Genomic DNA, 24,583 nt, shown 5'->3' on the forward strand with positions numbered 1-24,583 from the left:
ACGGGACCGCGCAAAAGTCGAGGCCGAAACAGGCTCAGTGAACCACCGCGTCGCGGGGTGGCTCCGCCTGTGTCGTGCCCACGCGCTCGCCGATGATGAGGCCCTCGGGCCCCGCCGTCACCGGCACTGTCGCGCCGTCGAGGATATCCCCCGCCAGAAGCGATTCGGCCAGCGGGTCCTGCAACGCCTTCTGGATCACGCGCTTCAATGGCCGCGCGCCATAGACCGGGTCATAGCCCTCATCGGCCAGCCACTTGCGCGCCGCGTCATCGAGCGCCAGCATGATCTTGCGCGCCGCCAGCCGCTTCAGGAGCCGCGCCATCTGGATATCGACGATGCCATCCATCTGCGGCCGTGTCAGCCGGTCGAAGATCACGATCTCGTCCAGACGGTTGAGGAATTCGGGCCGGAAATGCGCGCGCACCGCCTCCATGACATTGCGCTTGGCCTCGGCCACGTCCGAGCCTTCGGGCAACTGGCTGAGCGCCTGGCTACCGAGGTTCGAGGTCAGCACGATCAGCGTCTGCTTGAAATCGACGGTGCGGCCCTGACCATCGGTCAGCACACCATCGTCAAGCACCTGCAAGAGCACGTTGAACACCTCGGGGTGCGCCTTTTCGACCTCGTCGAAGAGGATCACCTGATAGGGGCGGCGGCGGACGGCCTCGGTCAGCACGCCGCCTTCCTCGTAGCCTACATAGCCCGGAGGCGCACCGATGAGGCGGGCGACCGAATGTTTCTCCATGAATTCGGACATATCGATCCGCACCATCGCGCTGTCATCGTCAAAGAGGAACTCGGCCACCGCCTTGGTCAACTCCGTCTTGCCCACGCCGGTCGGCCCGAGAAAGAGGAACGAACCCAGCGGGCGACCCTCGTCGTTGAGCCCGGCGCGCGCGCGCCGCACGGCATTGGCCACGGCCCGGACGGCGGTATCCTGCCCGATCACACGGCGATGCAGGTTGGCCTCCATGCCCAGCAGTTTCTCGCGGTCGCCCTCGAGCATCTTGGCCGTCGGGATGCCGGTCCAGCGTTCGACCACCTGCGCGATCTGTTCGGGGCGCACGGCCTCTTCGACCATCATCTCGTCGCCCTGCGTCTCGGCCTCGGCCAGACGCTTTTCAAGCTGCGGAATGACCCCATAGCTGAGCTCGCCTGCCCGCGCCAGATTGCCCTCGCGCTTGGCGCTCTCAAGCTCGCTGCGGGCGCGGTCAAGCTGTTCCTTGATGTCGCGCGCACCCGCGAGCTTGTCGCGCTCGGCCTGCCATTGGGCGGTCATCTCGGCAGAGCGTTCCTGCAACTCGGCCAGTTCGCGCTCCAGCTTCTCCAGCCGGTCCTTGGAGGCGGCATCGTCCTCCTTCTTGAGGGCTTCGGCCTCGATCTGCTTTTGCAGGATCTCGCGGTCGAGCGCGTCAAGCTCCTCGGGCTTGCTGTCCACTTCCATGCGCAGGCGGCTGGCCGCCTCGTCCATGAGGTCGATCGCCTTGTCGGGCAAAAACCGGTCGGTGATGTAGCGGTGCGACAGCGTCGCCGCCGCCACAAGAGCAGAGTCGGAGATGCGCACGCCGTGGTGCAGCTCGTATTTTTCCTTGATCCCGCGCAGGATGGAGATGGTATCCTCTACGGTCGGTTCCTCCACCACGATCGGCTGGAACCGGCGGGCAAGGGCTGCGTCCTTTTCCACATGCTTGCGATATTCGTCGAGCGTGGTCGCGCCCACGCAATGCAACTCGCCGCGCGCCAGTGCGGGCTTGATCAGGTTGGCGGCATCCATGGCACCATCGGCCTTGCCCGCGCCGACCAGCGTGTGCATCTCGTCGATGAAAAGGATGATCTCACCGGCGGCCTGCGTCACCTCGTTGAGCACCGATTTCAGCCGTTCCTCGAACTCGCCGCGATATTTCGCGCCCGCGATAAGCGCGCCCATGTCGAGCGCCAGAAGCCGCTTGTTGCGCAAGCTTTCGGGCACGTCGCCATTGACGATGCGCAGCGCAAGGCCCTCGGCAATCGCCGTCTTGCCGACGCCCGGCTCGCCGATCAGCACCGGGTTGTTCTTGGTGCGGCGAGAGAGCACCTGCATGGCGCGGCGAATCTCGTCATCGCGGCCGATGATCGGGTCGATCTTGCCTTCGCGCGCCGCCTCGGTCAGGTCGCGCGCGTATTTATCGAGCGCCTCATAGGTGTCCTCGGCGCTGGCCGTATCGGCGGTGCGGCCCTTGCGCAGATCGTTGATCGCCTCGTTGATCTTCTGGGCGCTGACGCCACCCGCTTCCAGCGCGTCCTTGGCGGGCGAGCGCACGACCGCAAGGGCACAGAGGATCCGCTCCACCGGAACGAAGCTGTCCTTGGCCTTCTGCGCCAGCTTCTCGGCCTCGGTCAGAACCTTGACGGTCTGCTGATCCATATAGGTCTGGCCCGCATCGCCCGAGACCTGCGGGATCTTGCCCAATGCCAGGTCATTGGCCTGGGTCACACGTGCCGGATCGCCGCCCGCGCGCTTGATGAGATTGCTGGCCAATCCCTCGGGATCGTCCAAGAGCGCCTTGAGGATATGTTCGGGGGCCAGCTTCTGATGGCTTTCGCGCATCGCGATGGTCTGGGCGGCCTGCACGAAACCGCGCGACCGTTCCGTGAACTTGTTGAAGTCCATGGCTCTTTCTCCTTTTCAAAAGCGTTCCCGTGACTGGCACCCTGCAAGAGGCGTGCACCGGGTGGGAACCTCTGTGCTGACATGGGTAACGCCTGCGTGAGGTTCAAGCGGCCCGACCGTGAGAATGACGAAAATTGCACGTTTTTGTGACGCGCTCTTGGCGCAACCCCATGGAATCCCCACGTTTTCAATAGTTATCCACAGGTGCCGTCCGCGCCATCCATCAGGAGACCCGCCATGTCCGACCCGCATCTCACCCTCGGCCCGGTCCGCTACAACCCCGAGACCGGCAGTTACGAGACCCTCGCAGAAATTACCGATCACGGCGCGCGCCATGCCTATCCGGTCGATCTGCCTGCACCGATGACCGCGTCCTTCGATTACGTCATGCGCCGCCTGCGCGCCCGCGCGCTCGCCGCGCACCGATCGGGCGGCGCGCCCTTGCGCCTGACGCATGCCGCCCCGGAGATTTGCGGCGGAAACCCGCCCGCCCTTGCCGCCTGACGGCGGCGCGCCGCGCAGGGGAAAATCGGGCGCGATTTTCCCTTTTCGCGCGCGGCATCAGCGGATATCCGGTCCCGGTAAACGGTTGCAAGAGGTGTGGTGATGATCATCGACAGAGTTGAAGTGCGCGATGTGCAGCACACGACAGACAAGGTGTCCGCCGTTGTCATCTACCAGACGCCGACAGGTCAGGTGAGCATTCTGGCAACTGTCCCCGAAACCAAAAACCCCGCACCCGACCTTGTCGCCGAGGCGCTGCGCCAGTTGCAGCGGATGCCGGGTTTCCGCTGCGGCACGCAGAAACTGACGCTTGCCCCCGACGCACGTATCGAGGTCACGACGAGGGCTTGACGCCCGCCGTCGCCACCGCGACAAGGCACGGAAACCTGTGCCGGAGCGCGTGCCATGCCCGATGACCGCCTGATCGTCGCCCTCGACCTGCCCGACGCGCTCTCGGCGCTGAAGCTGACCGGGCAGTTGGGCGATGCCGTGAGCTTCTACAAGATCGGCCTCGGGATGCTCACCGGCGGCGGGCTCGCGCTTGCCGATGAACTCAAGCAGGAGCATGGCAAGCGCATCTTTCTGGACATGAAGCTCTTTGACATAGGTGCCACCGTCGAGGCCGCCGTGCGGGGCCTCGCGCAGTATGATCTGGATTTCCTGACCGTGCATGGCGATCCGCATGTCGTGCGCGCGGCCAAGGAAGGTGCCGGCGGCAAGCCGCTCAAGATCCTCGCCGTGACCATCCTCACCTCGCTGGACCGCACAGACCTTGACGCGGGGCTGATCAAACCCGGCGATCTGCCCGATCTGGTGGCCGAGCGCGCGGGCCGCGCGTTCGATGCCGGCGCCGACGGCGTCATCGCCAGCCCGCAAGAGGCCGCGATGATCCGCGCCCTGCCGGAGGCCGCGGGCCGCCTCATCGTCACCCCCGGCGTGCGCCCCGCAGGCAGCGCCCTGGGCGACCAGAAGCGCGTCGCCACCCCCGCGCAGGCGGTGGCCGACGGGGCCGATCACATCGTGGTGGGCCGCCCTGTCTGGGCAGCAGCGGACCCGCGCGCGGCAGCGCTGGCGATCCTCGACGAGTTGCGCGGCACCTGAACCCGGTGCGGCGCGAGAAAATTCGCGAATTTTCTCGCCTCAGCCCGCCCGTCGCCGGGTGAGATCGAGAAACACATCCTGCAAATCGGCCTGCTCGGTGCGCACGTCGCGGATGCTGATCCCTGCCGCCCGCACCGCCGCCAGCACCGCCTCGGCCCCGGTCTCTGCGGCACGATAGGCGATCACGATCGCCCCGTCCGCGCGCCGCACCACCTCGAGGCCCGGCCCCTCGGGCAGGACCGTGACCGGGCTCTCGGGCTGGATGATCATGGTCTTGCCGTCGAGCCGCCCCAGAAGCCGCGCCGTGCTGTCGCGCGCCACCACCTCGCCCTCGTTGATGATGGCGATCTCGTCGCACATCTCCTCTGCCTCTTCGAGGTAATGGGTGGTCAGGATGATCGTCATCCCCTCGCGGTTGAGACGGCGCACATTCTCCCACAGCATCTGGCGCAGTTCGATATCCACCCCCGCCGTCGGCTCGTCGAGCACCAGAACATGCGGGTGATGCACCAGCGCCTTGGCCAGCAACAGCCTGCGCCGCATGCCCCCTGAGAGCGTGCGCGCATAGGCCCCGGCCTTGTCCTCCAGCCCCACCAGCGCGAGGATCTCGTCGCTGCGCCGTTGCCGCTTCGGCACACCGTATAGACCCGCCTGCACCTCCAGCGCCTCGCGTGGGGTAAAGAACGGGTCGAGGTTCAATTCCTGCGGCATGACACCGATGGCGGCGCGGCTCTGGCGCGGGTTGCGGTCCTGATCGAAGCCCCAGATCGTCACCTGCCCGGCGGTCTTGATCACCAGACCGGCCAGAATGTTGATCAGCGTCGATTTGCCCGCACCATTGGGCCCCAGAAGGCCAAAGACCGATCCTTGCGGGATCTCCAGATCGACACCCTTCAGCGCGCGCTTTTCCGGCCCGTGCCGTCCGCCCGCATAGGTCTTGACCAGACCCCGGATTTCAATGGCGTTCCGCCCCATGCCGCTCTTGCCCCCTGCCGCTTGTTGACCCATAGTCCGCCCTAGCTCATGGCATCGCAAAAGGAAACGCCCCGATGGTAACGCAGGCCCCCGAAACCCGTATCGTCGACAGCTATCGCGTGGCCTGCGACGGCGGCGACGGTGCGCTCGGCCATCCCCGCGTCTGGCTCCAGATCCCGCAGGAGCGCGGCTATGTCGAATGCCCCTATTGCGACGCAAAACTCATCCACCGCGATTTCGAGGGCAAGGTCTGAACCGGTAGCCTCGCGACGTCCGACGCGGTCGGTTTTGGATATTTTTGGCAAGATGAAGCCTGATCGGGAGGGCAAACCATGTCATTCGGCAAAGGCTGTCACCTGCACCTGATCGACGGCTCGTCCTTCATCTTCCGGGCCTATCACGCACTGCCGCCGCTGACGCGGAAATCCGACGGGCTGCCGGTGGGGGCGGTGTCGGGTTTTTGCAACATGCTGCAACGCTATGTGGAGGGCAATCACGGCCCCGACGCGCCCACCCATGTCGCGGTGATCTTCGACAAGGGCAGCCACACGTTCCGCAACGATCTTTTCCCCGATTACAAGGCCAACCGAGAGGCCATGCCCGAGGATCTGCGCCCGCAGATCCCGCTCACGCGCGAGGCCACCCGCGCCTTCAACATCGCCTGTGAGGAAATCGAAGGCTACGAGGCCGATGACATCATCGCCACGTTGGCCTGCCGTGCGCGCGAGGCGGGCGGGCGGGTGACGATCATCTCCTCGGACAAGGACCTGATGCAGCTTGTCGGCGACGGGGTCGAGATGCTGGATGCGATGAAGAACCGCCGCATCGACGCAGACGGCGTGCGCGAGAAATTCGGCGTGGACCCCGTGCGCGTGGTCGATGTGCAGGCTTTGGCGGGCGACAGCGTCGACAACGTGCCCGGCGCGCCCGGCATCGGCATAAAGACGGCGGCGCTTCTGATCAACGAGTTCGGCACGCTGGAGGAGCTTCTGGACCGCGCCGGGGAAATCAAGCAGGCCAAGCGCCGCGAGACCCTGATGACGATGCGCGACCAGATCGAGATGTCCAAGCGCCTCGTGCAGCTTGATTGCAACACGCCGCTTGGCTTTGGACTCGACGATCTCGAGGTGCGCGACCCGGATCCCGACACGTTGCTGGGCTTTCTCGCGCAAATGGAGTTTCGCACCCTCACCAAGCGCATCGCCGACGCGCTCGGACAAGAGGCACCCACCCTGCCCGAGCCAACCCCGCAAGGGGGCGACGAGGCGGCCACTGCGGCCCCCGACTGGCCCGCCATCGCGCCCGAGACCTATACCTGCATCCGCGACATGGACGCGCTCGCGCCTTGGCTCGAAACGATCCGCGCGCAGGGCTTTGTGGCGTTCGATACCGAGACCACCTCGCTCAACGAGATGCAGGCCGATCTGGTGGGCATTTCGCTGGCCACGGCACCGGGTCGCGCCTGCTATATCCCGCTCGGGCACAAGGACGGCACGGCGGGCGATCTGTTTTCCTCGGACAAGCTGGCAGAGGGGCAGATGCCGCTTGACGCAGCCCTCGCCGCGCTCAAGCCCATCCTCGAGGATGAGGCGATCCTGAAAATCGGCCAGAACCTGAAATATGACGCCAAGATTCTGGCCGCCCATGGCCTTGGTATCTCCCCCATCGACGACACCATGCTGATGTCCTATGCGCTCCATTCCGGGCTGCACGGGCATGGCATGGACACGCTGTCGGAACGGTATCTTTCGCACACCCCCATCCCGATCAAGACGCTGCTCGGCTCGGGCAAATCGGCCATCACCTTTGATCGTGTGCCGATCGAAGACGCCACCCGCTATGCTGCCGAGGATGCCGATATCACGCTGCGCCTGTGGCTGACGTTCAAGCCGCAGCTTCACCGTGCCCGCGGCACCACAGTCTACGAGACGCTCGAGCGCCCCCTCGTGCCGGTTCTGGCCGCGATGGAGCGCCACGGCGTGCTCGTGGACCGCGACACGCTGCGCGCCATGTCGGGCAAGTTCGCGCAGAAGATGGCCGCGCTGGAATCGGAGATCCACGAACTTGCAGGCCGCAGCTTCAACGTCGGTTCCCCCAAGCAGCTGGGCGAGATCCTCTTTGATGAAATGAGCCTGCCGGGCGGCGAAAAGGGCAAGACCGGCGCCTATGCCACCGGCGCCGAGGTGCTCGAAGACTTGGCGACCGAGCACGACCTGCCCGCGCGCGTCCTGGACTGGCGGCAGCTTTCCAAGCTCAAGTCCACCTATACGGACGCGCTTCAGGACCATATCGACCCGGATACGGGCCGCGTTCACACCTCCTATCTGCAAACCGGGGCCAGCACCGGGCGGTTTTCGTCCTCCGATCCCAACCTCCAGAACATTCCCGTGCGCTCCGAGGAGGGCCGCCGCATCCGCGAGGCATTCGTCGCCGGCCCCGGCAATCGCCTTGTCAGCCTCGACTATTCCCAGATCGAATTGCGCATCCTCGCCCATATCGCGGACATCGACAGCCTGAAACAGGCGTTCCGCGAAGGCCAGGACATCCACGCCATGACCGCGAGCGAGATGTTCAATGTGCCGATGGAGGAGATGACGCCGGAAATTCGCCGCCGCGCCAAGGCGATCAATTTCGGCGTGATCTACGGCATTTCGGGCTTCGGCCTTGCGCGGAACCTGCGCATCCCGAGGGGCGAGGCGCAGGGCTTCATCGACCGCTATTTCGAGCGGTTTCCCGGTATCCGCGCCTATATGGACGACACGATTGCCTTTGCGAAGGACCACGGCTTCGTCCAGACCCTCTTCGGGCGGAAAATCCACACGCCCGAGATCGCGGCCCGTGGTCCCCGCGCCGGGTTCGCCCGCCGCGCCGCGATCAACGCGCCCATTCAGGGCACGGCCGCCGACATCATCCGCCGCGCCATGATCCGGATGCCCGGTGCCATCGCGGACCTGCCTGCCAGGATGCTGCTGCAAGTCCATGACGAACTGATCTTCGAAGTGGACGAGGGCACCGTGGACCGCCTTACCGAGGTGGCCCGCGACATCATGCAATCCGCGCCGCACCCGGCCATCCACCTTGACGTGCCGCTGGTGGTGGATGCAGGCAGCGGCACCAACTGGGCCGAGGCGCATTGAGGGGAGATCGGGCGGTCAGGTCCGGGGCGGGCGGGCGCGATAGACCGGCAATTTCCAGCCAAAGGTGAGCGACCCCGCGCGCAAGGCCCATGTCATCGCCGCACAGGTTCCAAGGATGATGAGCGGCTCGGAGGTCAGGTGCGCGGCGAGTACCGCGCCGGTGGCACCGGCGAAGGCGGCGGTGACGTAAAGCTCGCCGCGTTTCAGCACCAGCGGCACCTCGCCCACCACCACATCGCGCATCAGCCCCCCCATGCAGCCGGTGACCATCCCCATCAGCACCACGATCACCGCGCCCTGACCGGTGGCCATGGCCGCACTGACACCGGCGGGGACGGCGACGGCAAGCGCGAAACTGTCAAGCCACAGGAGCCAGCGATAGCGGCTCTCGACCAGATGGGCGGTCACGAAGACCAGCAGCGCGGCGGCGCAGGCGATCAGGACATAGGCCGGATTGGCCAGCCAGAACACCGGGTTGCGGTCCAGCAGCACATCGCGCAGCGTGCCGCCCCCCACGGCGGTGAGGCAGGCGAGAAAGGCAAAGCCCACAATGTCGAGTTGGCGGCGCGAGGCGACAAGCGCGCCGGTCAGCGCAAAGATCGCCACAGAGGCGTGATCGAGGAACGCGAGAAGGCTCATGCCCCGGCCCTGCGCGGCTTGTAGGGGGCCATGCCCGCGCGCGCCAACGCATCCGCGCGCTCGTTCTCCGGATGGCCGGCATGGCCCTTGATCCATTGCCATGTCACGTCATGGCGGGCCGCCGCCTCCTCCAGACGCTGCCAGAGTTCGACATTCTTGACCGGCTTTCGGCCGGCAGTCTTCCAGCCGTTGCGCTTCCAGCCATGCATCCAGCCGGTGATGCCGTTCTTCACATAGGCGCTGTCGGTGACGATGGTGATGGCCGAGGGGCGCGCGAGCGTCTCGAGTGCCATGATCGCGGCCATAAGCTCCATCCGGTTGTTGGTGGTGTCAGCCTCGCCGCCCTTGAGGTCGCGCTCCTTGACCACGGTCGCGCCGTCCTTCGCCTGCATCAGAACGCCCCAGCCGCCGGGGCCGGGATTGCCGGAGCACGCCCCGTCGGTATAGGCCACGAGATCAGGCATCTATGCCGACATAGCCGTCAAGGCCCGCAACCCGCCCGAGCCAGCCGCGCAGCGCCGGGAAGGGGGCGAGGTCAAAACCACCGTGCGTTTCGGCCGTATGCGTATAGGCGTAAAGGCACAGATCCGCGAGGCTGACACTGTCGCCCACCAGCCAGTCGCGCCCGCTCAGGTGATCCTCCATGACCTTCAGCAGGGCATGCCCGCTCTCCAGCAACTCCGCCAGCCGCTCGGGTGTGGCCTGAGCCTTGCGGTGCGGATAGGTGAGCAGCGCGGCGCGCACGGCGATCACGCCCTCATGCTGGTTCTGCTCCCAGAACATCCAGGACAGCATCTGCGCCTGTTCCAGCGCGCCCAAAGGCACAAAGCGCGTGCCCTGTCCCAGCCAGAACAGGATCGCGTTCGATTCGGGCAGAAGCGTGCCACAGCCAAGCTCCAGCACCGGGGCCTTGCCAAAGGGCAGGCGGCCTTCCTCTTTGGCACGCTTGAGCGACTCCCATCCATATTCGACATCGATTGTGTTGGCGGCCTTTCCCAAAAGCGCCAGCAGCAGCCGCACCTTGTAGCTGTTGCCCGAGGACGGCATGGAATAGAGCGTGATGTCCGTCATCCGTAGATCACTCCGATGGCAAGGCAGCCGATCACAATGGCCGAGAGCATGAGCCGTAGCGGCATCCACCAGCCGGGCGCAAGCCCTTGCCGGACAAAATGCGCATCAAGCAGCAGCAACCCGAGAAAGCCGAAGATGAGGCTTACCCCCGCCGATTGCGGGCCGCCGCCGGTCATGAAGAACGCCCAGAGTGCGGGCATCACCGAGAGCGCATAGCCCGTGGCGGCGCGGCGCCCGCTGGCCTGTGCGGCAAAGCCCCAGAGCACGCCGGACATGAACGACAAGATCATCGCGCCGTAGAACAGCATGACATAGGGCCCCGCGAAACGCGGTCCGACAACCTGCGCCGTCCGGAGGCCGAGATCGGGAAGAAGCACGGTCAGCGCCCCCCACAGGAACGGCAGCAGACCGGCAAGGCCAAGGATCAGGGGGGGGCGGGGAATGCTCTGGAACATGCGCGCAAATTGGCGCGCTGACGTGGGGTTGGCAAGGGCAGCGTGACGATGGACCCTGCGCAGGGTGAAAGCGCCGCTCAGATCGCCCGAAAGCGTGGCAGCCAGCCGAGGCTGGCCTCGGTCTGCCCCCCGGCAGGCCGGTATTCGGCCCCGACCGGACGGTCCCAGCCCAGCCGTTTCATCCGCGCCAGCAGCCAGCCAAGATCGACCTCGCCCTCATCCGGCGCACCGCGCTCGGGGACGCCCGCGATCTGCACATGGCCGATGATCGGCAAGAGCGTCTCGAACCGGCGCGCAAGGTCGCCCTCCATGATCTGCAGGTGATAACAGTCGAACATCAGCCGTAGATTGGGGCGACCCACCGCCGCGATCACCTCGGCGGCATGGGCGCTGTGCGAGAGGTGATAACCCGGCACGTCGCGCCGGTTGATCGGCTCGATCAGGATCTCGATGCCCGGCGGCGCGGCCAGATCGCAGGCATGGGCGAGGTTGGCGCGGAACGTGGCCTCGGCTGCCCGTCCCTCGGCGCGCCCGGCCATGACATGCACCGCCCCCGCGCCGATGGCCTGCGCATACGCCACCGCCTGCGCGATGGCGCTGCGCGCCTGCCGCTCGCGCCCGGGCAGCGCCGCAAGGCCGAACTCGCCCGCGTCGCGGTCGCCCGGCCAGGTGTTGAGCCCCAGCATCGGCAGGCCGGTGGCGTCGAGCGCGGCGCGCACGGCCTCGGGCGCGGTGTCATAGGGAAAGTGGCACTCCACCGCGTCGAACCCCGCCGCATGGGCGGCATGGATCGCGTCGGGCAGGGGCCGGTCGGTGAAGAGAAACCCGAGATTGGCGGAAAAGCGCATCAGTCCCAATCCACCCCGAACGTGCGCACCGAGTGCGCCATGCCAAACCTCATGGACCCAAGCCCCGCGAAATGGACGATCCGCGTCACCCTGTTCCTCCGAATACCAGTTCGACCGGCCAGAGCGTGATCGCCGGGACATAGGTGATGATCATCAGCGCGCCAAAGACGGTCAGCACGAACCAAGCCAGTTGCGGGATGATCCGCTCGACCGGCAGGTCGGCCACGGCGCAGGCGGCAAAGAGATTGACGCCAAGCGGCGGGGTGATCATGCCGAGCGCGAGATTGACCACGATCACCAGCCCGAAATGCACCGGATCGACGCCGTAGCTGATGGCGATGGGCGTGAGGATCGGGGCCAGCACGAGAATCGCCGCCGAGGTCTCGATGAACATGCCGATCACCAGCAGCATCAGGTTCACCGCCAGCAGAAAGGCGATGCGGCTCTCGAACACGTCCTTGAACCAGGCGGCGATTTCATTGGGCAGGCCCGAGCGGGTGATGAGGAAGGAAAACAGCGCCGCCGCCGAGATGATCAGCATGATCGCCGACGTGGCGAGCACGGTTTTCTTTAGGATCTGCGGCAGGTCGGCCACGCGCAATTCGCGGTAGAAGAGCATCCCGACGACCACCGCCGCCGCGACCGCCGCAGCACTGGCCTCGGTCGGGGTGAAAATGCCGGAATAGATGCCGCCCAGGATCACCACGGGCACAATGAGCGCGGGCAGAGCGGATCTGAACGCGGGGCCGAGGCGCGGCCGGTCGCGCCCGTCCTCGAGCCCGATGCCGCGCACCCGGCAAAGGATCAGCACCAGCGCCATCAGCGCGCCCGCGACCAGAAACCCCGGCCCGATCCCTGCGATGAAAAGCCGACCGATCGACGTGTCGGTGGACACGCCATAAAGGATGAGCGGGATCGAGGGCGGGATGAGCACGCCCAGTTCGGCGGAACTGGCCTGCACCGAGGCGGCGAGCGGTTTGGGATAGCCATGCCTGACCATCGCCGGAATGAGAATCGCGCCGATGGCGAAGGTGGTGGCGACGGAGGACCCCGAGACCGAGGCGAACATCATGCAGGTCAGCACGCAAGACGCCGCAAGCCCGCCCTGAATGCCGCCGACGATGGATTTCGCCAGTTCGACCAACCGGTGCGAGATGCCGCCCGCCGACATCAGGTTGCCCGCAAGGATGAAGAGCGGGATCGCCATCAGCGGAAAGCTGTCGAGGCCGGTGAACATGCGCTGTGCCACCAGGAGCAGCGGCAGACGGCCATGTGCCTCTATCCCGATCACCGAGGCAAGACCGATGGCCACGGCAATCGGCACGCCCGCCAGAAAGAAGATGGCGAGCGACAGGGCAAGGGCAAGGTTCATGCGTCCGTCTCCGCCGGTTGCAACCGCCCGAGTTGCAGGGCGCGGATGGTGCAGCCGAGAACGGCGATCAGGATGAAAACCGACCCCACCGGCAGCGCCGCATAGACCCAGGCGATGGAAATCTCGAGCGCCGCGAGTTTCTGGCCCATGACGCGCCCGGTCATCGCCCAGCCCTGCCAGAACAGGATCGCAAAGAAGGTGAGCGACAGGCCGCAGGCAACGAAGTAGAGCACAAAGCCGAGGCGCGGCGGCAGGAGGCGCTGCACGATCTCGACCGCGATCATGGAGCCTTCGCGAAAGGCGGGGGCTGTGCCGAGAAAGACCGACCAGATCATCGCCGAGCGGGTGATCACCTCGGACCAGGTGGAGGGGTGGCCGAAGACGAAGCGCGTCGTCACCTGGTAGAGCGCGAGGGCGGTCGCAATCAGCAGAAAGCCGATGGCGAGCCGCAGGGCGATGCCGGTGGTGATCGCCTCGAACCTCAGAAAGAGTGTCATCGCCGCCTCATGCAAAAGGACGGACCGGCGCGCAGACGACACACCGGCCCGGTGCCTGTCAGGACCTTATTCGACGGCCTTGATCCGCTCCACCATGTCGGTGCCATATTGGTCGGTATAGACCGAGTAAGAGCTTTCGGCGGCAAGCCTGGCAAAGGGTTCCTTGTCGATGTCGGTGATCACCTCCATGCCGTTTTCACGCAGAAGCGCGACGCCCGCCTCTTCCAGCCGGTTGACCTCGGCCCGGGTGGCGGCGGCGGAGGCCGTGGCGGCCTGACGAAACCAGCCCTGCTGTTCCTCGGTCAGCCCGTCAAACAGGATCGGCGAGGCCAGCACAACGGCAGGCGAATAGACATGGCCGGTGAGTGAGACGTATTTCTGCACCTCCCAGAATTTCGACGCGGTGATCACGGTCACCGGGTTTTCCTGACCATCGACCACGCCCTGTTGCAGCGCGCCGAAAAGCTCCGGAAAGGCCATCGGGGTAGGGGCGGCGCCCATCCCCTCGAAGGCGGCCATGTGCACGCGGTTTTCCATCGTGCGCAGCTTCAGCCCTTGCAGATCGTCGGGCGTGCGCACCGGGCGCTGCGAGTTGGTCACGTGGCGAAAGCCGTTTTCCGACCATGCAAGGCCGACGAGGTTGTTCTTGCCGATCTCGTCAAGCAGTTCCTGCCCGATCCCGCCATCAAGCGTGGTGCGCGCGTGATCGTAGTCGCGGAAGAGGAACGGCAGGTCGAGCGCGTAGACCTGCGGCACGAAATTGCCCAGGGGGCCGGTGGAGGTGATGACCACGTCGAGCGAGCCGATCTGAAGCCCCTCGATCATGTCACGCTCGCCGCCCAACTGGCCCGCCGGGGCCTGCTCGCCGGTGAAGCTGCCGCCCGAAAGCGCGGTCAGCGTGTCGATGAATGCCTGCGCGCCGACACCGTAATGCGATTGCGGTGACAGCGCGTGGCCCACAACGATGCTGTCCTGCGCGTGGCCTGCGGTGGCCAGCGAGAGCGCGGCAAGCACGCCAATTGCGTGATGTTTCATGAAACTCCTCCTGTTGTCGGCCCGGCGGGTTGATGCCCCGGCCCATGTCCTCTCCCCTGACGCAAGCGGCGGCGAACGCCTGTTCGGTCGCGTCTCGAAAAATGCATACAGCTTATGACAGCGATAGCATAATGTCTCGTTCTTGCAGAAGTGACGACAACCGCCAGGACATCGAGACACGCCGTCACATCCTGTCACAGGTGGCCCGCGCCGCCGGCGCGCTCAGCTATGTGCCGAACCGGCTTGCGGGGGGCAGCCCGCCGCGCGTTACCGATGTGGATTTCCGCCTGATCCCGGGTGCCACCGCCTGATATGCATCAGCACGGCCCGGGCGGCAGGAAATGACCCCCGGATGTCGAGTGGCGGCACGGACGGATGATGCGCGACCTGTCCAGCCGAGACCGCTTTACACGCGCCCTGCCCCGGCCTAGCGTCTGCGCGACGCCAGACAGGAGCCATGGCCCATGCAACTCATTTCCTCGCCCGCCTCTCCCTTCGTGCGAAAGGTGCGCGTGCTCTTGCACGAGACCGGCCTTGCCACGCAGGTAGAGGAATTGCCGGTCGCCACAACCGCCCTTGCCACCGCACCAGAGGCGATGGCGGCGAACCCTCTGGGCAAGATCCCCGCACTTTTGCGTGCCGACGGCCCCGCGATTTATGACAGCCGCGTGATCTGCCGCTATCTCGACGCGAAGGCGGGTGCCGCGCTTTACCCCGAGGCACGGCTCTGGGAGGTGCTGACGCTTGAGGCGACCGCCGACGGGATCATGGAATCGGGCGTGCTCATGGTCTACGAGACGCGGCTGCGCCCCGAGGGCGCGCGCTCGGAGCCTTGGGTCGAGGCGCAATGGGCCAAGATCGCGCGCGCGCTCGACGCGCTCGAGGAGCGTTGGATGAGCCATCTCGCCGGACCGCTCGACATGGGCCAGATCGCGGTGGCCTGCGCGCTTGGCTATCTCGATTTCCGCCACGACGCGCGCGGCTGGCGGGACGGACACCCGGCACTGGCCGCGTGGTATGAGGGCTTTGCCGCGCGCGACAGCATGGCGCAGACCGCGCCGGTCGGCTGACAAGCCCGTGACAAGGCGCGACAGATTCGCGCTTTGAGCGATCTATGCGGGATTGCAGGCTGGACGGCTTGGCAAAGCCCCGCTAGATACTCGCGCATTAACGTCGGAGAGGTATCCCCGGCGCGCACGAGCCGTTATCGGCATATCGGCACTGACAAGATGGAGCAAACCTCGTGTCCCACGCAGAAGATCACGAAGGCACCCGGAGGGATTTCCTCTACTACGCCACCGCAGGGGCGGGTGCGGTCACCGCAGGCGCGGCCATCTGGCCGCTTGTGAACCAGATGAACCCCTCGGCCGACGTTCAGGCGCTATCCTCGATCCGCGTCGATGTCTCGGGCATCGAGCCGGGCACGCAGATCAGCGTCAAGTTCCTTGGCAAGCCGGTGTTCATCCGGCGGCGCACCGAGCGCGAGATCGAGGCCGCCCGCGCGGTCGAGCTGTCGGCCCTGCCCGACCAGAACGCGCAGAATCGCAACGATATGTCGCTCGACGCCTCCGACCAGAACCGCACGATGGACGAGGCGGGCGAATGGCTGGTGATGATCGGCGTCTGCACCCATCTGGGCTGCGTGCCCATCGGCGACGGCGCGGGTGATTTCGGCGGCTGGTTCTGCCCCTGCCACGGTTCGCACTATGACACGTCAGGCCGCATCCGCCGCGGACCCGCGCCCGAGAACCTCTGGATCCCGGTTGCGCAGTTCCTCGACGACACCACGATTCAGCTCGGATAAGGAGACGCGCGCATGTCCGGTATTCCGCACGACCATTACGAGCCTGCGACAGGCGGCGAAAAGTGGCTTCACTCCCGCCTGCCCATCGTCGGGCTGCTCTATGACACGATCATGATCCCCACCCCCAAGAACCTCAACTGGATGTGGATCTGGGGGATCGTCCTGACCTTCTGCCTTGCGTTGCAGATCGTGACGGGCATCATCCTCGCCATGCACTACACCCCGCATGTCGATCTGGCCTTCGCCTCGGTCGAGCACATCATGCGCAACGTGAACGGCGGCCATTTCATCCGTTATCTGCACATGAACGGCGCGTCGCTCTTCTTCGTCGCCGTCTATCTGCACATCTTCCGCGGCCTCTACTACGGCTCCTACAAGGCCCCGCGCGAGGTGACGTGGATCATCGGGATGCTGATCTACGTGCTGATGATGGGCACGGCCTTCATGGGCTACGTGCTGCCCTGGGGGCAGATGTCGTTCTGGGGGGCCACGGTGATTACCGGTCTCTTCGGCGCGATCCCCTTCATCGGTGATGCGATCCAGACCTGGCTGCTTGGCGGGCCGGCGGTGGACAATGCCACGCTCAACCGCTTCTTCTCGCTGCATTACCTGCTGCCTTTCGTCATCGCGGCGCTGGTGGCCCTGCATATCTGGGCCTTCCACACCACGGGCAACAACAACCCGACCGGCGTCGATGTGCGTCGCACCTCGAAAGCCGAGGCCGCAAAGGACACCGTGACCTTCTGGCCCTATTTCGTGATCAAGGATCTTTTCGCGCTCGCGGTGATCATGGTGGTGTTCTTCGCGGTGGTTGGCTTCATGCCGAACTACCTTGGCCACCCCGACAACTATATCGAGGCCAACCCGCTGGTGACGCCCGCGCATATCGTGCCGGAATGGTATTTCCTGCCCTTCTACGCGATCCTGCGCGCCTTTACCGCCGATGTCTGGGTGGTGATGTTCACCAACTGGATCACCGGCGGGATCATCGACGCCAAGTTCTTCGGCGTGATTGCCATGTTCGGCGCGATCATCGTCATGGCGCTGGCACCCTGGCTTGACACGTCGTCGGTGCGCTCGGGCCGGTATCGCCCGATGTTCAAATGGTGGTTCTGGCTCTTCGCGGTCAACTTCGTGGTGCTGACCTGGGTTGGCGCGATGCCTGCCGAGGGGATCTATCCCTATATCGCCCTCCTCGGTTCGGCCTACTGGTTCGCCTATTTCCTCGTGATCCTGCCGCTTCTGGGGGTGATCGAGAAACCCGAGGCGCAGCCGGCGACCATCGAAGAGGATTTCGACGCGCATTACGGCCAAGCCCAGACGCCCGCCGAATAAGAAAGGACGGATGACAATGTTCAAGAAAACAGGCATTGCGGCGCTCACGGCCCTGTCGCTCTCGGCAGGGGGGGCGTTCGCCGCCGGGGCGGAAGGGCATATCGAGGATATCGCCTTTTCCTTCGAGGGGCCGTTCGGCAAGTTCGACGAGGTTCAGCTTCAGCGTGGCCTCAAGGTCTATACGCAGGTCTGCGCGGCCTGCCACGGGATGCAATACGTCCCCCTGCGCACGCTCGGCGACAAGGGCGGGCCACACCTGCCCGAGGATCAGGTCTTTGCCTATTCCGAGCAGTTCGAGGTCTTCGACGCGGAGCTTGACGATTTCCGGCCCGCGAAACCGACCGACCATTTCCCGGCTGTGACCTCGGCCGGGGCACCGGACCTGTCGCTCATGGCAAAAAAGCGCGCGGGCTTTCACGGGCCTTACGGCACCGGGCTTTCGCAACTCTTCAATGGCATGGGCGGCCCGGAATACATCTATTCGCTGATGGTCGGCTATCACGACGCACCGGAATGCGCCCCCGAGGACTTTCCCGGCAGCTATAACGCGGCCTTTACCGCCGGCGGCTTTCCGGAAGAGTGCAGGGACGAGCACGGCCACCATACCGTGCCCGGAAGCTGGATCGCCATGGGCCAGCCGCTCTGGGGTGACGATCTCGAATATGATGACGGCACCGAGGCCACGCTGGAACAGCAGGCCGAGGATGTGGCGGCGTTCCTGATGTGGGCTGCGGAACCCAAGATGATGGCGCGCCAGCAGGCCGGCCTCACCGGGGTGATCTTTCTCACCGTGCTGTCGGTGCTGCTTTACCTGACCAACAAGCGGATCTGGGCCCCGATCAAGCACCGCAAGGACAGCTAAAGGGCGTTCTGTCGACGCTGAAACGACCTTGCCCCCGCACGCCCTTGGCGCGCGGGGGTTTTCATTCGGTCACGCTGTCGCGCGCAAGACGCGGGGCACCTTGAATTCGACAGTCTCCTGCGCGGTCTCGACCTGTTCGATGGTCACGTCATAGCGGGCGTGGAAGGCGTCGATGACCTCGTTGACCAGAACTTCGGGCGCTGACGCCCCGGCGGTGATACCGATGGAGGTGATGCCCTGAAGCGCGCGCCAGTCGATATCCGCAGCGCGCTGCACCAGTTGCGCATAAGAGCATCCGGCGCGCGCACCGACCTCGACCAGACGGCGCGAGTTGGACGAATTGGGCGCGCCCACAACCAACATTGCCCCGGCCTTTTCGGCCATCGCCTTGACGGCCTCCTGCCGGTTGGTGGTGGCGTAGCAGATGTCTTCCTTGTGCGGGCCGACAATGGCCGGAAAGCGCGCGGTGAGGGCCGCGACCACCTCTGCCGTGTCATCGACCGAGAGGGTGGTTTGCGTGACGAAGGCAAGGCGCGCGGGGTCGCGCACGTCAAGCGTGGCCACATCGGCGGGGGTTTCGACCAGAAGCACCTCGCCGGGCGGCAATTGCCCCATGGTGCCCACGGTTTCGGGGTGGCCCGCATGGCCGATCATCACGATTTGCAGGCCCGCCTCATGGTGGCGCTCGGCCTCGATATGCACCTTGCTGACCAGCGGGCAGGTGGCATCGACAAAGAGCATTTGCCGGGCCGCGGCCTCGGCGGGCACCGATTTGGGCACACCATGGGCGGAAAAGATCACCGGGCGGTCGTCGGGGCAGTCGTCCAGTTCCTCGACAAAGATCGCCCCCTTGGCGCGCAGATCGTCCACCACGTATTTGTTGTGCACGATCTCATGGCGCACATAAACCGGCGCACCCCATTTCAAGAGCGCCATTTCCACGATCTTGATGGCGCGGTCCACACCGGCGCAAAAGCCGCGCGGCGCGGCGAGATAGAGGGTAAGGGGGGGCTTGGTCATCGCGCATCTCCTGCTTGGACCAGAGGTAAGGCAGCGGGCCTGCGGCGTAAAGAGCGGCAGGCATGATCCGCGACATTTGCCACGCTTGACCTTCCCGTGCAGGATAGCGGCAAGAGCGGGAAAAGACGGAGACAACGATGCGATATCTGGCGGCTTTGGTCGTGGCCCTCGGCGGCGGGGCGATGGCGGACGAGGGCATTTTGCCCTGGCAGGACCCGGATGCGGTGGCCTATGGCGCGATGGTCTACGAGGCCGACTGCGCCACCTGTCACGGCGCGCGGCTTGAAGGCCAGCCTGACTGGAAGAGCCGCGACGCAGAGGGATACCTGCCCGCGCCACCGCATGACGTATCGGGCCATACCTGGCACCATCCCGACGCGCAGCTTCTCGATATCGTGCGGCGCGGCACCGAGGCGGTGGTGGGTCAGGGCTATCGCAGCCGGATGCCGGGCTTCGAGGGCAAGCTGACCGAATACGAAATGCGCGCGGTGCTGGCCTATATCAAATCCACCTGGCCGCGCCGGGTGATCGAAATCCACGAAGAGATCAATCGTAACGCGGGCGGCTGATCACGCCATCGCCTGCGCCGTGATCCAGGCGAGCACGAGATAGCGCCCGGTCTTGGCAATGGCCACGAGCGTGACGAAGAGCCAGACCGGCGTGCGCATGATCCCCGCCACCACGGTAAAGCCGTCACCCAGGGGGGCCCAACTCATCAGCAGCGTCCAGATTCCCCAGCGGGCATACCACCCCTGAGCCCGTTCAAGCTGTGCCTCGGTCACGGGAAACCAGCGACGGTGGCGGAACCGCTCGATCCCGCGCCCCATGACATAATTGACCACCGAGCCGAGCGTATTGCCCACCGAGGCCACGATCAGGATCGAGGCAAGCGATACCGTGCCGGCCGCTTGCAGCGCGACAAAGACAACCTCGGACTGGAATGGCAGCAAAGTCGCCGCCCCGAAGGCAGCGGCAAAGAGCCCGGCAAGCTGGGCGATCTGGCCCGGATCGGGGATCATGGCGTCACGAAAGAGATGGGTCGCATTGCCGGACCGTAAGACGGATCACGCGCAACCCCAAGCCCCAATGAGCCGCTTCGGGCCACAATCCTCGCGGACGGAAGCGGGAGGTGTGGTGCTTCGGGCGTCCTTTCGCTACGGTCCCCTTTCAATCGCGCACCGGTGCAATCCGCCGATGACAAACACCGCCAAAGCCGCTAATCAGTCACCGGCGGCCCCGTGGCTCAACTGGATAGAGCAGCCCCCTCCTAAGGGGCAGGTTACAGGTTCGAATCCTGTCGGGGTCACCAAAAAACCCAATAAAATATGTGTTGGTCAACATCCAAAGACCGACTTTTCGACAAAAATCGGTCTGTGAATATCGCAGACATGAAGTGGACGCATAAATCCGTTTCAAAGCCTGATGGCAGGCGGTGTGCGATCGAGAATATGTCTGATGGTCAGGTGTGCAGGCTGCGCATGATCGTTTCAACCTTCTCCCGCTCGATAAGCGAGGCAGCGTCCGACGACGATACGCCAAGGCGATTTGATCTTACTTTTTGCAATACGCGACCACCTCAGCACGAAGCTACATCACGCTGTGGGATACTCTCCAGAATGCCGCGGGAGAGACGACCGAGCCAATCAGCTCAGGCCGCGATCATGGGGGTCGACCGGCAAGCAAGGAGCGGGCGCATCTTACCCGACGGGTGCAGCGCGATCATGATGACACACCGCTGATTTCTTTCTCCCGTCCTGAATCCTGGACCCCGAGTATCAGCGATTATGCGCTGACATTGAAATCAGCGGTTGTATTCGCCCTCGCATAGGCAGAGTGTCGCAGTTTGCTCCCGCGGTCGGATCACGGTCCGGGACGCGCCCTTGTCGCCATGCGCACCGCATGTGGCAAGACCCAATCAAACCGGAGAAATCAACCATGCGCATGATGTTTATCGGCCTTGTGGCCTGCCTTGGCCTGACCGCCTGCGAAACCATCCAGGGGGCGGGCCGCGACGTTCAGGATGCCGGCCAGGCCCTCGAAACTGCCGTCGAATCCTGAGCCCCTTGCAGGGCACAGGGTCTTGCGGCTCGCACGCGCGCCAGAGCTTTTCGCCGTTACGGCGAAAAGCTCTAGGAATCCATCTTCAACGCCGAGATGAACGCCTCTTGCGGGATGTCGACCTTGCCGAACTGGCGCATCTTCTTCTTGCCGGCCTTCTGCTTTTCCAGGAGCTTCTTTTTCCGCGTGGCATCCCCGCCATAGCATTTCGCCGTCACGTCCTTGCGCAGCGCCGAGAGCGTCTCGCGTGCGATGACCTTGCCGCCGATGGCGGCCTGTATGGGGATCTTGAACATGTGGCGCGGGATCAGGTCCTTCAACTTCTCGCACATGGCGCGCCCGCGCATCTCTGCCCGGTCACGGTGCACCATCATGGAAAGCGCGTCCACCGGCTCGTCATTCACCAGCACCTGCATCTTGACCAGCTTGTCCTCGCGGTAGCCCTCAAGCTGATAGTCAAAGCTGGCATAGCCCTTGGTCACCGATTTCAGCCGGTCGTAGAAATCGAACACAACCTCGTTCAAGGGCAGGTCATAGACCGCCATGGCGCGGCTGCCGGCATAGGTCAGGTCCATCTGGATACCGCGCCGGTCCTGACAGAGCTTGAGCACATCGCCCAGATATTCATCCGGCACCATGATCGTGGCCTTGATGCGCGGCTCTTCGATACGCTCGACATGCGAGGGATCGGGCATGTCGGCGGGGTTGTGCAACTCCCGCATCGTGCCGTCCTTCATGTGAAGGTGATAGACCACCGACGGCGCGGTGGTGATCAGCTCGATGTCATATTCGCGCTCGATCCGGTCGCGGATCACCTCGAGATGCAGCAGGCCGAGAAACCCGCACCGAAAGCCGAAGCCGAGCGCGGCCGAACTTTCCATCTCGTAGCTGAACGAGGCGTCGTTCAGCGCCAGCTTCTCGATGGCGTCGCGCATGTCGTCGAACTGCGCCGAATCGACCGGGAAAAGCCCGCAGAACACCACCGGCACCGAGGGCTTGAAGCCCGGCAGGGCCTTGGCGCAGGGGCGCTTTTCATGGGTGATCGTGTCGCCTACCCGGGTGTCGCGCACCTGCTTGATCGACGCGGTGATAAAGCCGATCTCGCCGGGGCCGAGGCTCTCGACCTTTTCCATCTGCGGGCGGAACACGCCGATGCGCTCGACATTGTAGGTGGCCCCGGTCTGGATCATGCGGATGCGGTCGCCGCGCTTGAGGCGCCCGTCCATGATCCGCACCAGCACGACCACGCCGAGATAGGCGTCATACCAGCTATCGACCAGCATGGCCTTCAATGGCGCTGCCTCGTCGCCCGTGGGCGCGGGCAAAAGCTTGACGATGGCCTCCAGCGTCTCGGGGATGCCCACGCCGGTCTTGGCAGAGACGCGGATCGCGCCGCTGGCGTCGATGCCGATCACATCCTCGATCTGCTCGGCCACGCGGTCACACTCAGAGGCGGGCAGGTCGATCTTGTTGAGCACCGGCACGATCTCGTGGCCCGCGTCGATCGCCTGATAGACATTGGCCAGCGTCTGCGCCTCGACGCCTTGGGTGCTGTCGACCACCAGAAGGCTGCCCTCGACCGCGCGCATGGAGCGGCTGACCTCATAGGCGAAATCGACATGGCCGGGCGTGTCGATGAGGTTGAGCACATAGGTCTCGCCATCCTGCGCGGTGTAGTCGATGCGCACGGTGTTGGCCTTGATGGTGATGCCGCGCTCGCGCTCGATATCCATGGCGTCGAGCATCTGCTCTTTCATGTCGCGGTCCTGCACCGTCCCGGTCGACTGGATCAGCCGGTCGGCAAGGGTGGATTTGCCGTGGTCGATATGCGCCACGATCGAGAAATTGCGGATGTGCGAGAGCGGTGTCATGGCTTTGGCATATGTATGGGAAAGGCGGTTTGGTCAAGGTGGTGTCGCGCTTGGGCGGCTTTGCGATTGCGGAACGGCCAAGCGCAATCTATGGTAGGGGTTCAGCGAGGAGAGCCAAGATGTTGCGGGAACGCGTGGGCGATTTCATTTGGGAGCACTACCAGTGCCACGAGTGGAAGCACGCGAGCGCAATCCTGTCGCAGGATTTCCCAGCGGAGTGGGCTGATATTCTCGATATGCTGCACGCCTTTCGTCTGCGTCGCTCTTGGATAGCTACGGGCGGCGGCAGCAAATCGAGGGTTTCGGATTTTATCGACAAGTTTCTTTACAAGCGCGGATGGACGGAGAAGAAGTTCGAGACCGGTGTCATGCTCGACGGGGAAAGGCTTGATTCGCCGACTCACCAAATCGACTGCTATCGTAACGGCGTGGCCCTTGAGATCGAGTGGAACAACAAGGATCCGTTTTTCGACCGTGATCTCAACAACTTCCGCCTTTTATTCGATCTGCGCGCCGTCAGCGTCGGGGTGATCGTCACGCGCGCGGACGAGTTGCAACGAATTTTCAAGGAAATTGGGCGAGGATCATCCTACGGGGCCTCGACAACCCACATGTCCAAGCTTTTGCCGAAGATCGAAGGGGGCGGGGCGGCGGGCTGCCCGCTTCTGGTCTTCGGGATCACGGCGGCGCTTTACCGGGAGAACGACTGATGAACGATGCGAACGCCGATTTCCTGAGCTTCACGGCGGGGCGCAAGTTCCAGACGATCCTGGCCGATCCGCCATGGCAGTTCCAGAATCGCACCGGCAAGATGGCGCCTGAGCATAAACGCCTCTCGCGCTATCCCACGATGACGCTCGACGATATCTGTGATCTGCCGGTCGAGGCAGTGGCGGGCGATCCGGCGCATCTGTATCTCTGGGTTCCCAATGCGCTTCTACCTGATGGACTCAAGGTGATGGAGCATTGGGGCTTCAAATACAAGAGCAACATAATCTGGTATAAAACCCGCAAGGATGGCGGGCCGGATCGGCGCGGCGTGGGATTCTATTTCCGAAACGTCACCGAGGTGCTGCTTTTCGGTGTGCGCGGCAAGAATGCCCGAACGCTGGCACCGGGGCGCTCTCAGGAGAATATCCTCTGCACCCAGAAGCGCGAGCACAGCCGCAAGCCCGACGAACAATACGACCTGATCGAGCGGTGCAGCTTCGGCGCGCGGCTGGAAATGTTCGCCCGCGGCCCGCGTCCGGGCTGGGAGGTGTGGGGCAATCAGGCCGAGCATTACGAGCCAACATGGGACACCTACGCCAACCACTCGCAGGCCAAGGTGGTGCCGCTGCGGCGATAGG

General features: G+C 64.6%; 27 protein-coding genes and 1 tRNA gene. 15 read left to right on the top strand and 13 right to left on the bottom strand.

The genetic code is table 11. The annotated features are described in order from the left end of the window. Positions 1-34 precede the first annotated feature (34 nt). Positions 35-2,650, bottom strand: coding sequence for an ATP-dependent chaperone ClpB (gene clpB / locus ABIE57_RS11035; RefSeq protein WP_354539071.1), 2,616 nt, complete (start codon positions 2,648-2,650; stop codon positions 35-37). A 237-nt stretch (positions 2,651-2,887) separates the two neighbouring features. On the opposite strand from clpB, the gene ABIE57_RS11040 reads away from it, so the two are divergent. The 3 genes from ABIE57_RS11040 (at position 2,888) to pyrF (ending at position 4,255) form a co-directional block, all read left to right on the top strand. Then, positions 2,888-3,154 (top strand): hypothetical protein, encoded by a 267-nt coding sequence (locus ABIE57_RS11040; RefSeq protein WP_354539072.1) that lies wholly within the window; start codon positions 2,888-2,890, stop codon positions 3,152-3,154. A gap of 102 nt (positions 3,155-3,256) precedes the next feature. Beyond that, the gene (locus tag ABIE57_RS11045) at positions 3,257-3,505 is read left to right on the top strand and encodes a hypothetical protein (protein WP_354539073.1); all 249 of its coding nucleotides are present in this window, start codon (positions 3,257-3,259) and stop codon (positions 3,503-3,505) included. Positions 3,506-3,559: 54 nt separating this feature from the next. After that, entirely contained in the window at positions 3,560-4,255 is a 696-nt protein-coding gene (pyrF, locus tag ABIE57_RS11050) for an orotidine-5'-phosphate decarboxylase (RefSeq protein ID WP_354539074.1), read from the top strand. Between the two features lie 39 nt (positions 4,256-4,294). On the opposite strand, the gene ABIE57_RS11055 is transcribed toward pyrF, so the two are convergent. After that, the gene (locus ABIE57_RS11055; protein ID WP_354539075.1) at positions 4,295-5,230 is read right to left on the bottom strand and encodes an ABC transporter ATP-binding protein; all 936 of its coding nucleotides are present in this window, start codon (positions 5,228-5,230) and stop codon (positions 4,295-4,297) included. Positions 5,231-5,304: 74 nt separating this feature from the next. On the opposite strand from ABIE57_RS11055, the gene ABIE57_RS11060 reads away from it, so the two are divergent. Both ABIE57_RS11060 and polA read left to right on the top strand, forming a co-directional pair. Then, positions 5,305-5,484, top strand: coding sequence for a zinc-finger domain-containing protein (locus ABIE57_RS11060; protein WP_354539076.1), 180 nt, complete (start codon positions 5,305-5,307; stop codon positions 5,482-5,484). A gap of 78 nt (positions 5,485-5,562) precedes the next feature. Beyond that, positions 5,563-8,367, top strand: a complete 2,805-nt coding sequence (polA, locus tag ABIE57_RS11065) for a DNA polymerase I (protein WP_354539077.1) — start codon at positions 5,563-5,565, stop codon at positions 8,365-8,367. Between the two features lie 15 nt (positions 8,368-8,382). On the opposite strand, the gene ABIE57_RS11070 is transcribed toward polA, so the two are convergent. From ABIE57_RS11070 to ABIE57_RS11105, 8 genes are all read right to left on the bottom strand, one after another. Beyond that, entirely contained in the window at positions 8,383-9,006 is a 624-nt protein-coding gene (locus ABIE57_RS11070) for a trimeric intracellular cation channel family protein (protein WP_354539078.1), read from the bottom strand. After that, on the bottom strand, positions 9,003-9,470 hold the full coding sequence (rnhA, locus tag ABIE57_RS11075; RefSeq protein ID WP_354539079.1) for a ribonuclease HI: 468 nt from the start codon (positions 9,468-9,470) through the stop codon (positions 9,003-9,005). Before rnhA ends, ABIE57_RS11070 begins: the two co-directional genes overlap by 4 nt. Further along, a complete protein-coding gene (locus ABIE57_RS11080; RefSeq protein WP_354539080.1) occupies positions 9,463-10,077 on the bottom strand; it encodes a glutathione S-transferase family protein in 615 nt (204 codons plus the stop codon). The genes rnhA and ABIE57_RS11080 overlap by 8 nt, the downstream gene beginning before the upstream one ends. Further along, positions 10,074-10,532 (bottom strand): DUF3429 domain-containing protein, encoded by a 459-nt coding sequence (locus tag ABIE57_RS11085; protein WP_354539081.1) that lies wholly within the window; start codon positions 10,530-10,532, stop codon positions 10,074-10,076. The genes ABIE57_RS11080 and ABIE57_RS11085 overlap by 4 nt, the downstream gene beginning before the upstream one ends. A gap of 77 nt (positions 10,533-10,609) precedes the next feature. Then, the gene (locus ABIE57_RS11090) at positions 10,610-11,380 is read right to left on the bottom strand and encodes a hydroxypyruvate isomerase family protein (protein ID WP_354539082.1); all 771 of its coding nucleotides are present in this window, start codon (positions 11,378-11,380) and stop codon (positions 10,610-10,612) included. 85 nt (positions 11,381-11,465) lie between these two features. Next, positions 11,466-12,752 (bottom strand): TRAP transporter large permease, encoded by a 1,287-nt coding sequence (locus tag ABIE57_RS11095; protein WP_354539083.1) that lies wholly within the window; start codon positions 12,750-12,752, stop codon positions 11,466-11,468. Continuing rightward, positions 12,749-13,249 carry a TRAP transporter small permease gene (locus tag ABIE57_RS11100; RefSeq protein ID WP_354539084.1) on the bottom strand — a complete coding sequence of 167 codons (501 nt, stop codon included), beginning with the start codon at positions 13,247-13,249 and terminating at the stop codon, positions 12,749-12,751. Before ABIE57_RS11100 ends, ABIE57_RS11095 begins: the two co-directional genes overlap by 4 nt. Before the next feature lie 66 nt (positions 13,250-13,315). Beyond that, on the bottom strand, positions 13,316-14,284 hold the full coding sequence (locus ABIE57_RS11105) for a TRAP transporter substrate-binding protein (protein WP_354539085.1): 969 nt from the start codon (positions 14,282-14,284) through the stop codon (positions 13,316-13,318). A gap of 131 nt (positions 14,285-14,415) precedes the next feature. On the opposite strand from ABIE57_RS11105, the gene ABIE57_RS11110 reads away from it, so the two are divergent. The 5 genes from ABIE57_RS11110 to ABIE57_RS11130 all read left to right on the top strand — a co-directional run bounded on the left by ABIE57_RS11110 (position 14,416) and on the right by ABIE57_RS11130 (position 18,285). Beyond that, positions 14,416-14,595 carry a hypothetical protein gene (locus ABIE57_RS11110; protein WP_354539086.1) on the top strand — a complete coding sequence of 60 codons (180 nt, stop codon included), beginning with the start codon at positions 14,416-14,418 and terminating at the stop codon, positions 14,593-14,595. Between the two features lie 153 nt (positions 14,596-14,748). After that, positions 14,749-15,354 carry a glutathione S-transferase gene (locus ABIE57_RS11115; protein WP_354539087.1) on the top strand — a complete coding sequence of 202 codons (606 nt, stop codon included), beginning with the start codon at positions 14,749-14,751 and terminating at the stop codon, positions 15,352-15,354. Between the two features lie 173 nt (positions 15,355-15,527). Next, a complete protein-coding gene (gene petA, locus ABIE57_RS11120; protein ID WP_354539088.1) occupies positions 15,528-16,088 on the top strand; it encodes a ubiquinol-cytochrome c reductase iron-sulfur subunit in 561 nt (186 codons plus the stop codon). 12 nt (positions 16,089-16,100) lie between these two features. Further along, positions 16,101-17,423 (top strand): cytochrome b, encoded by a 1,323-nt coding sequence (gene petB / locus ABIE57_RS11125; protein ID WP_354539089.1) that lies wholly within the window; start codon positions 16,101-16,103, stop codon positions 17,421-17,423. A 10-nt stretch (positions 17,424-17,433) separates the two neighbouring features. Further along, positions 17,434-18,285, top strand: coding sequence for a cytochrome c1 (locus ABIE57_RS11130; protein WP_354539090.1), 852 nt, complete (start codon positions 17,434-17,436; stop codon positions 18,283-18,285). 69 nt (positions 18,286-18,354) lie between these two features. Here the strand turns inward: ABIE57_RS11130 and ispH are convergent, their stop codons facing one another. Further along, positions 18,355-19,305, bottom strand: coding sequence for a 4-hydroxy-3-methylbut-2-enyl diphosphate reductase (gene ispH / locus ABIE57_RS11135; RefSeq protein WP_354539091.1), 951 nt, complete (start codon positions 19,303-19,305; stop codon positions 18,355-18,357). Between the two features lie 182 nt (positions 19,306-19,487). Between ispH and ABIE57_RS11140 the strand changes: the two genes are divergently transcribed. After that, complete coding sequence (locus ABIE57_RS11140; RefSeq protein WP_354539154.1) at positions 19,488-19,874, top strand: c-type cytochrome; 387 nt, start codon at positions 19,488-19,490, stop codon at positions 19,872-19,874. Here ABIE57_RS11140 and ABIE57_RS11145 read toward each other — a convergent pair whose 3' ends face one another. Further along, on the bottom strand, positions 19,875-20,324 hold the full coding sequence (locus ABIE57_RS11145; RefSeq protein ID WP_354539092.1) for a YqaA family protein: 450 nt from the start codon (positions 20,322-20,324) through the stop codon (positions 19,875-19,877). A gap of 213 nt (positions 20,325-20,537) precedes the next feature. Here ABIE57_RS11145 and ABIE57_RS11150 point away from each other — a divergent pair. Further along, positions 20,538-20,614: transfer RNA gene (locus ABIE57_RS11150), tRNA-Arg, on the top strand. Between the two features lie 626 nt (positions 20,615-21,240). Beyond that, positions 21,241-21,363 (top strand): entericidin A/B family lipoprotein, encoded by a 123-nt coding sequence (locus ABIE57_RS11155; protein ID WP_354539093.1) that lies wholly within the window; start codon positions 21,241-21,243, stop codon positions 21,361-21,363. 71 nt (positions 21,364-21,434) lie between these two features. Here ABIE57_RS11155 and lepA read toward each other — a convergent pair whose 3' ends face one another. Then, positions 21,435-23,234, bottom strand: a complete 1,800-nt coding sequence (lepA, locus tag ABIE57_RS11160; RefSeq protein WP_354539094.1) for a translation elongation factor 4 — start codon at positions 23,232-23,234, stop codon at positions 21,435-21,437. A gap of 11 nt (positions 23,235-23,245) precedes the next feature. Here lepA and ABIE57_RS11165 point away from each other — a divergent pair, with 11 nt between their 5' ends. Together ABIE57_RS11165 and ABIE57_RS11170 are read left to right on the top strand one after the other, a co-directional pair. Next, complete coding sequence (locus ABIE57_RS11165) at positions 23,246-23,944, top strand: BglII/BstYI family type II restriction endonuclease (protein WP_354539095.1); 699 nt, start codon at positions 23,246-23,248, stop codon at positions 23,942-23,944. Beyond that, positions 23,944-24,582 carry an MT-A70 family methyltransferase gene (locus ABIE57_RS11170; protein ID WP_354539096.1) on the top strand — a complete coding sequence of 213 codons (639 nt, stop codon included), beginning with the start codon at positions 23,944-23,946 and terminating at the stop codon, positions 24,580-24,582. Before ABIE57_RS11165 ends, ABIE57_RS11170 begins: the two co-directional genes overlap by 1 nt. Position 24,583: the final 1 nt, after the last annotated feature.

It is taken from the genome of Roseovarius sp. MBR-6, from assembly GCF_040547525.1.
In the GTDB taxonomy this organism is placed as follows: domain Bacteria; phylum Pseudomonadota; class Alphaproteobacteria; order Rhodobacterales; family Rhodobacteraceae; genus Roseovarius.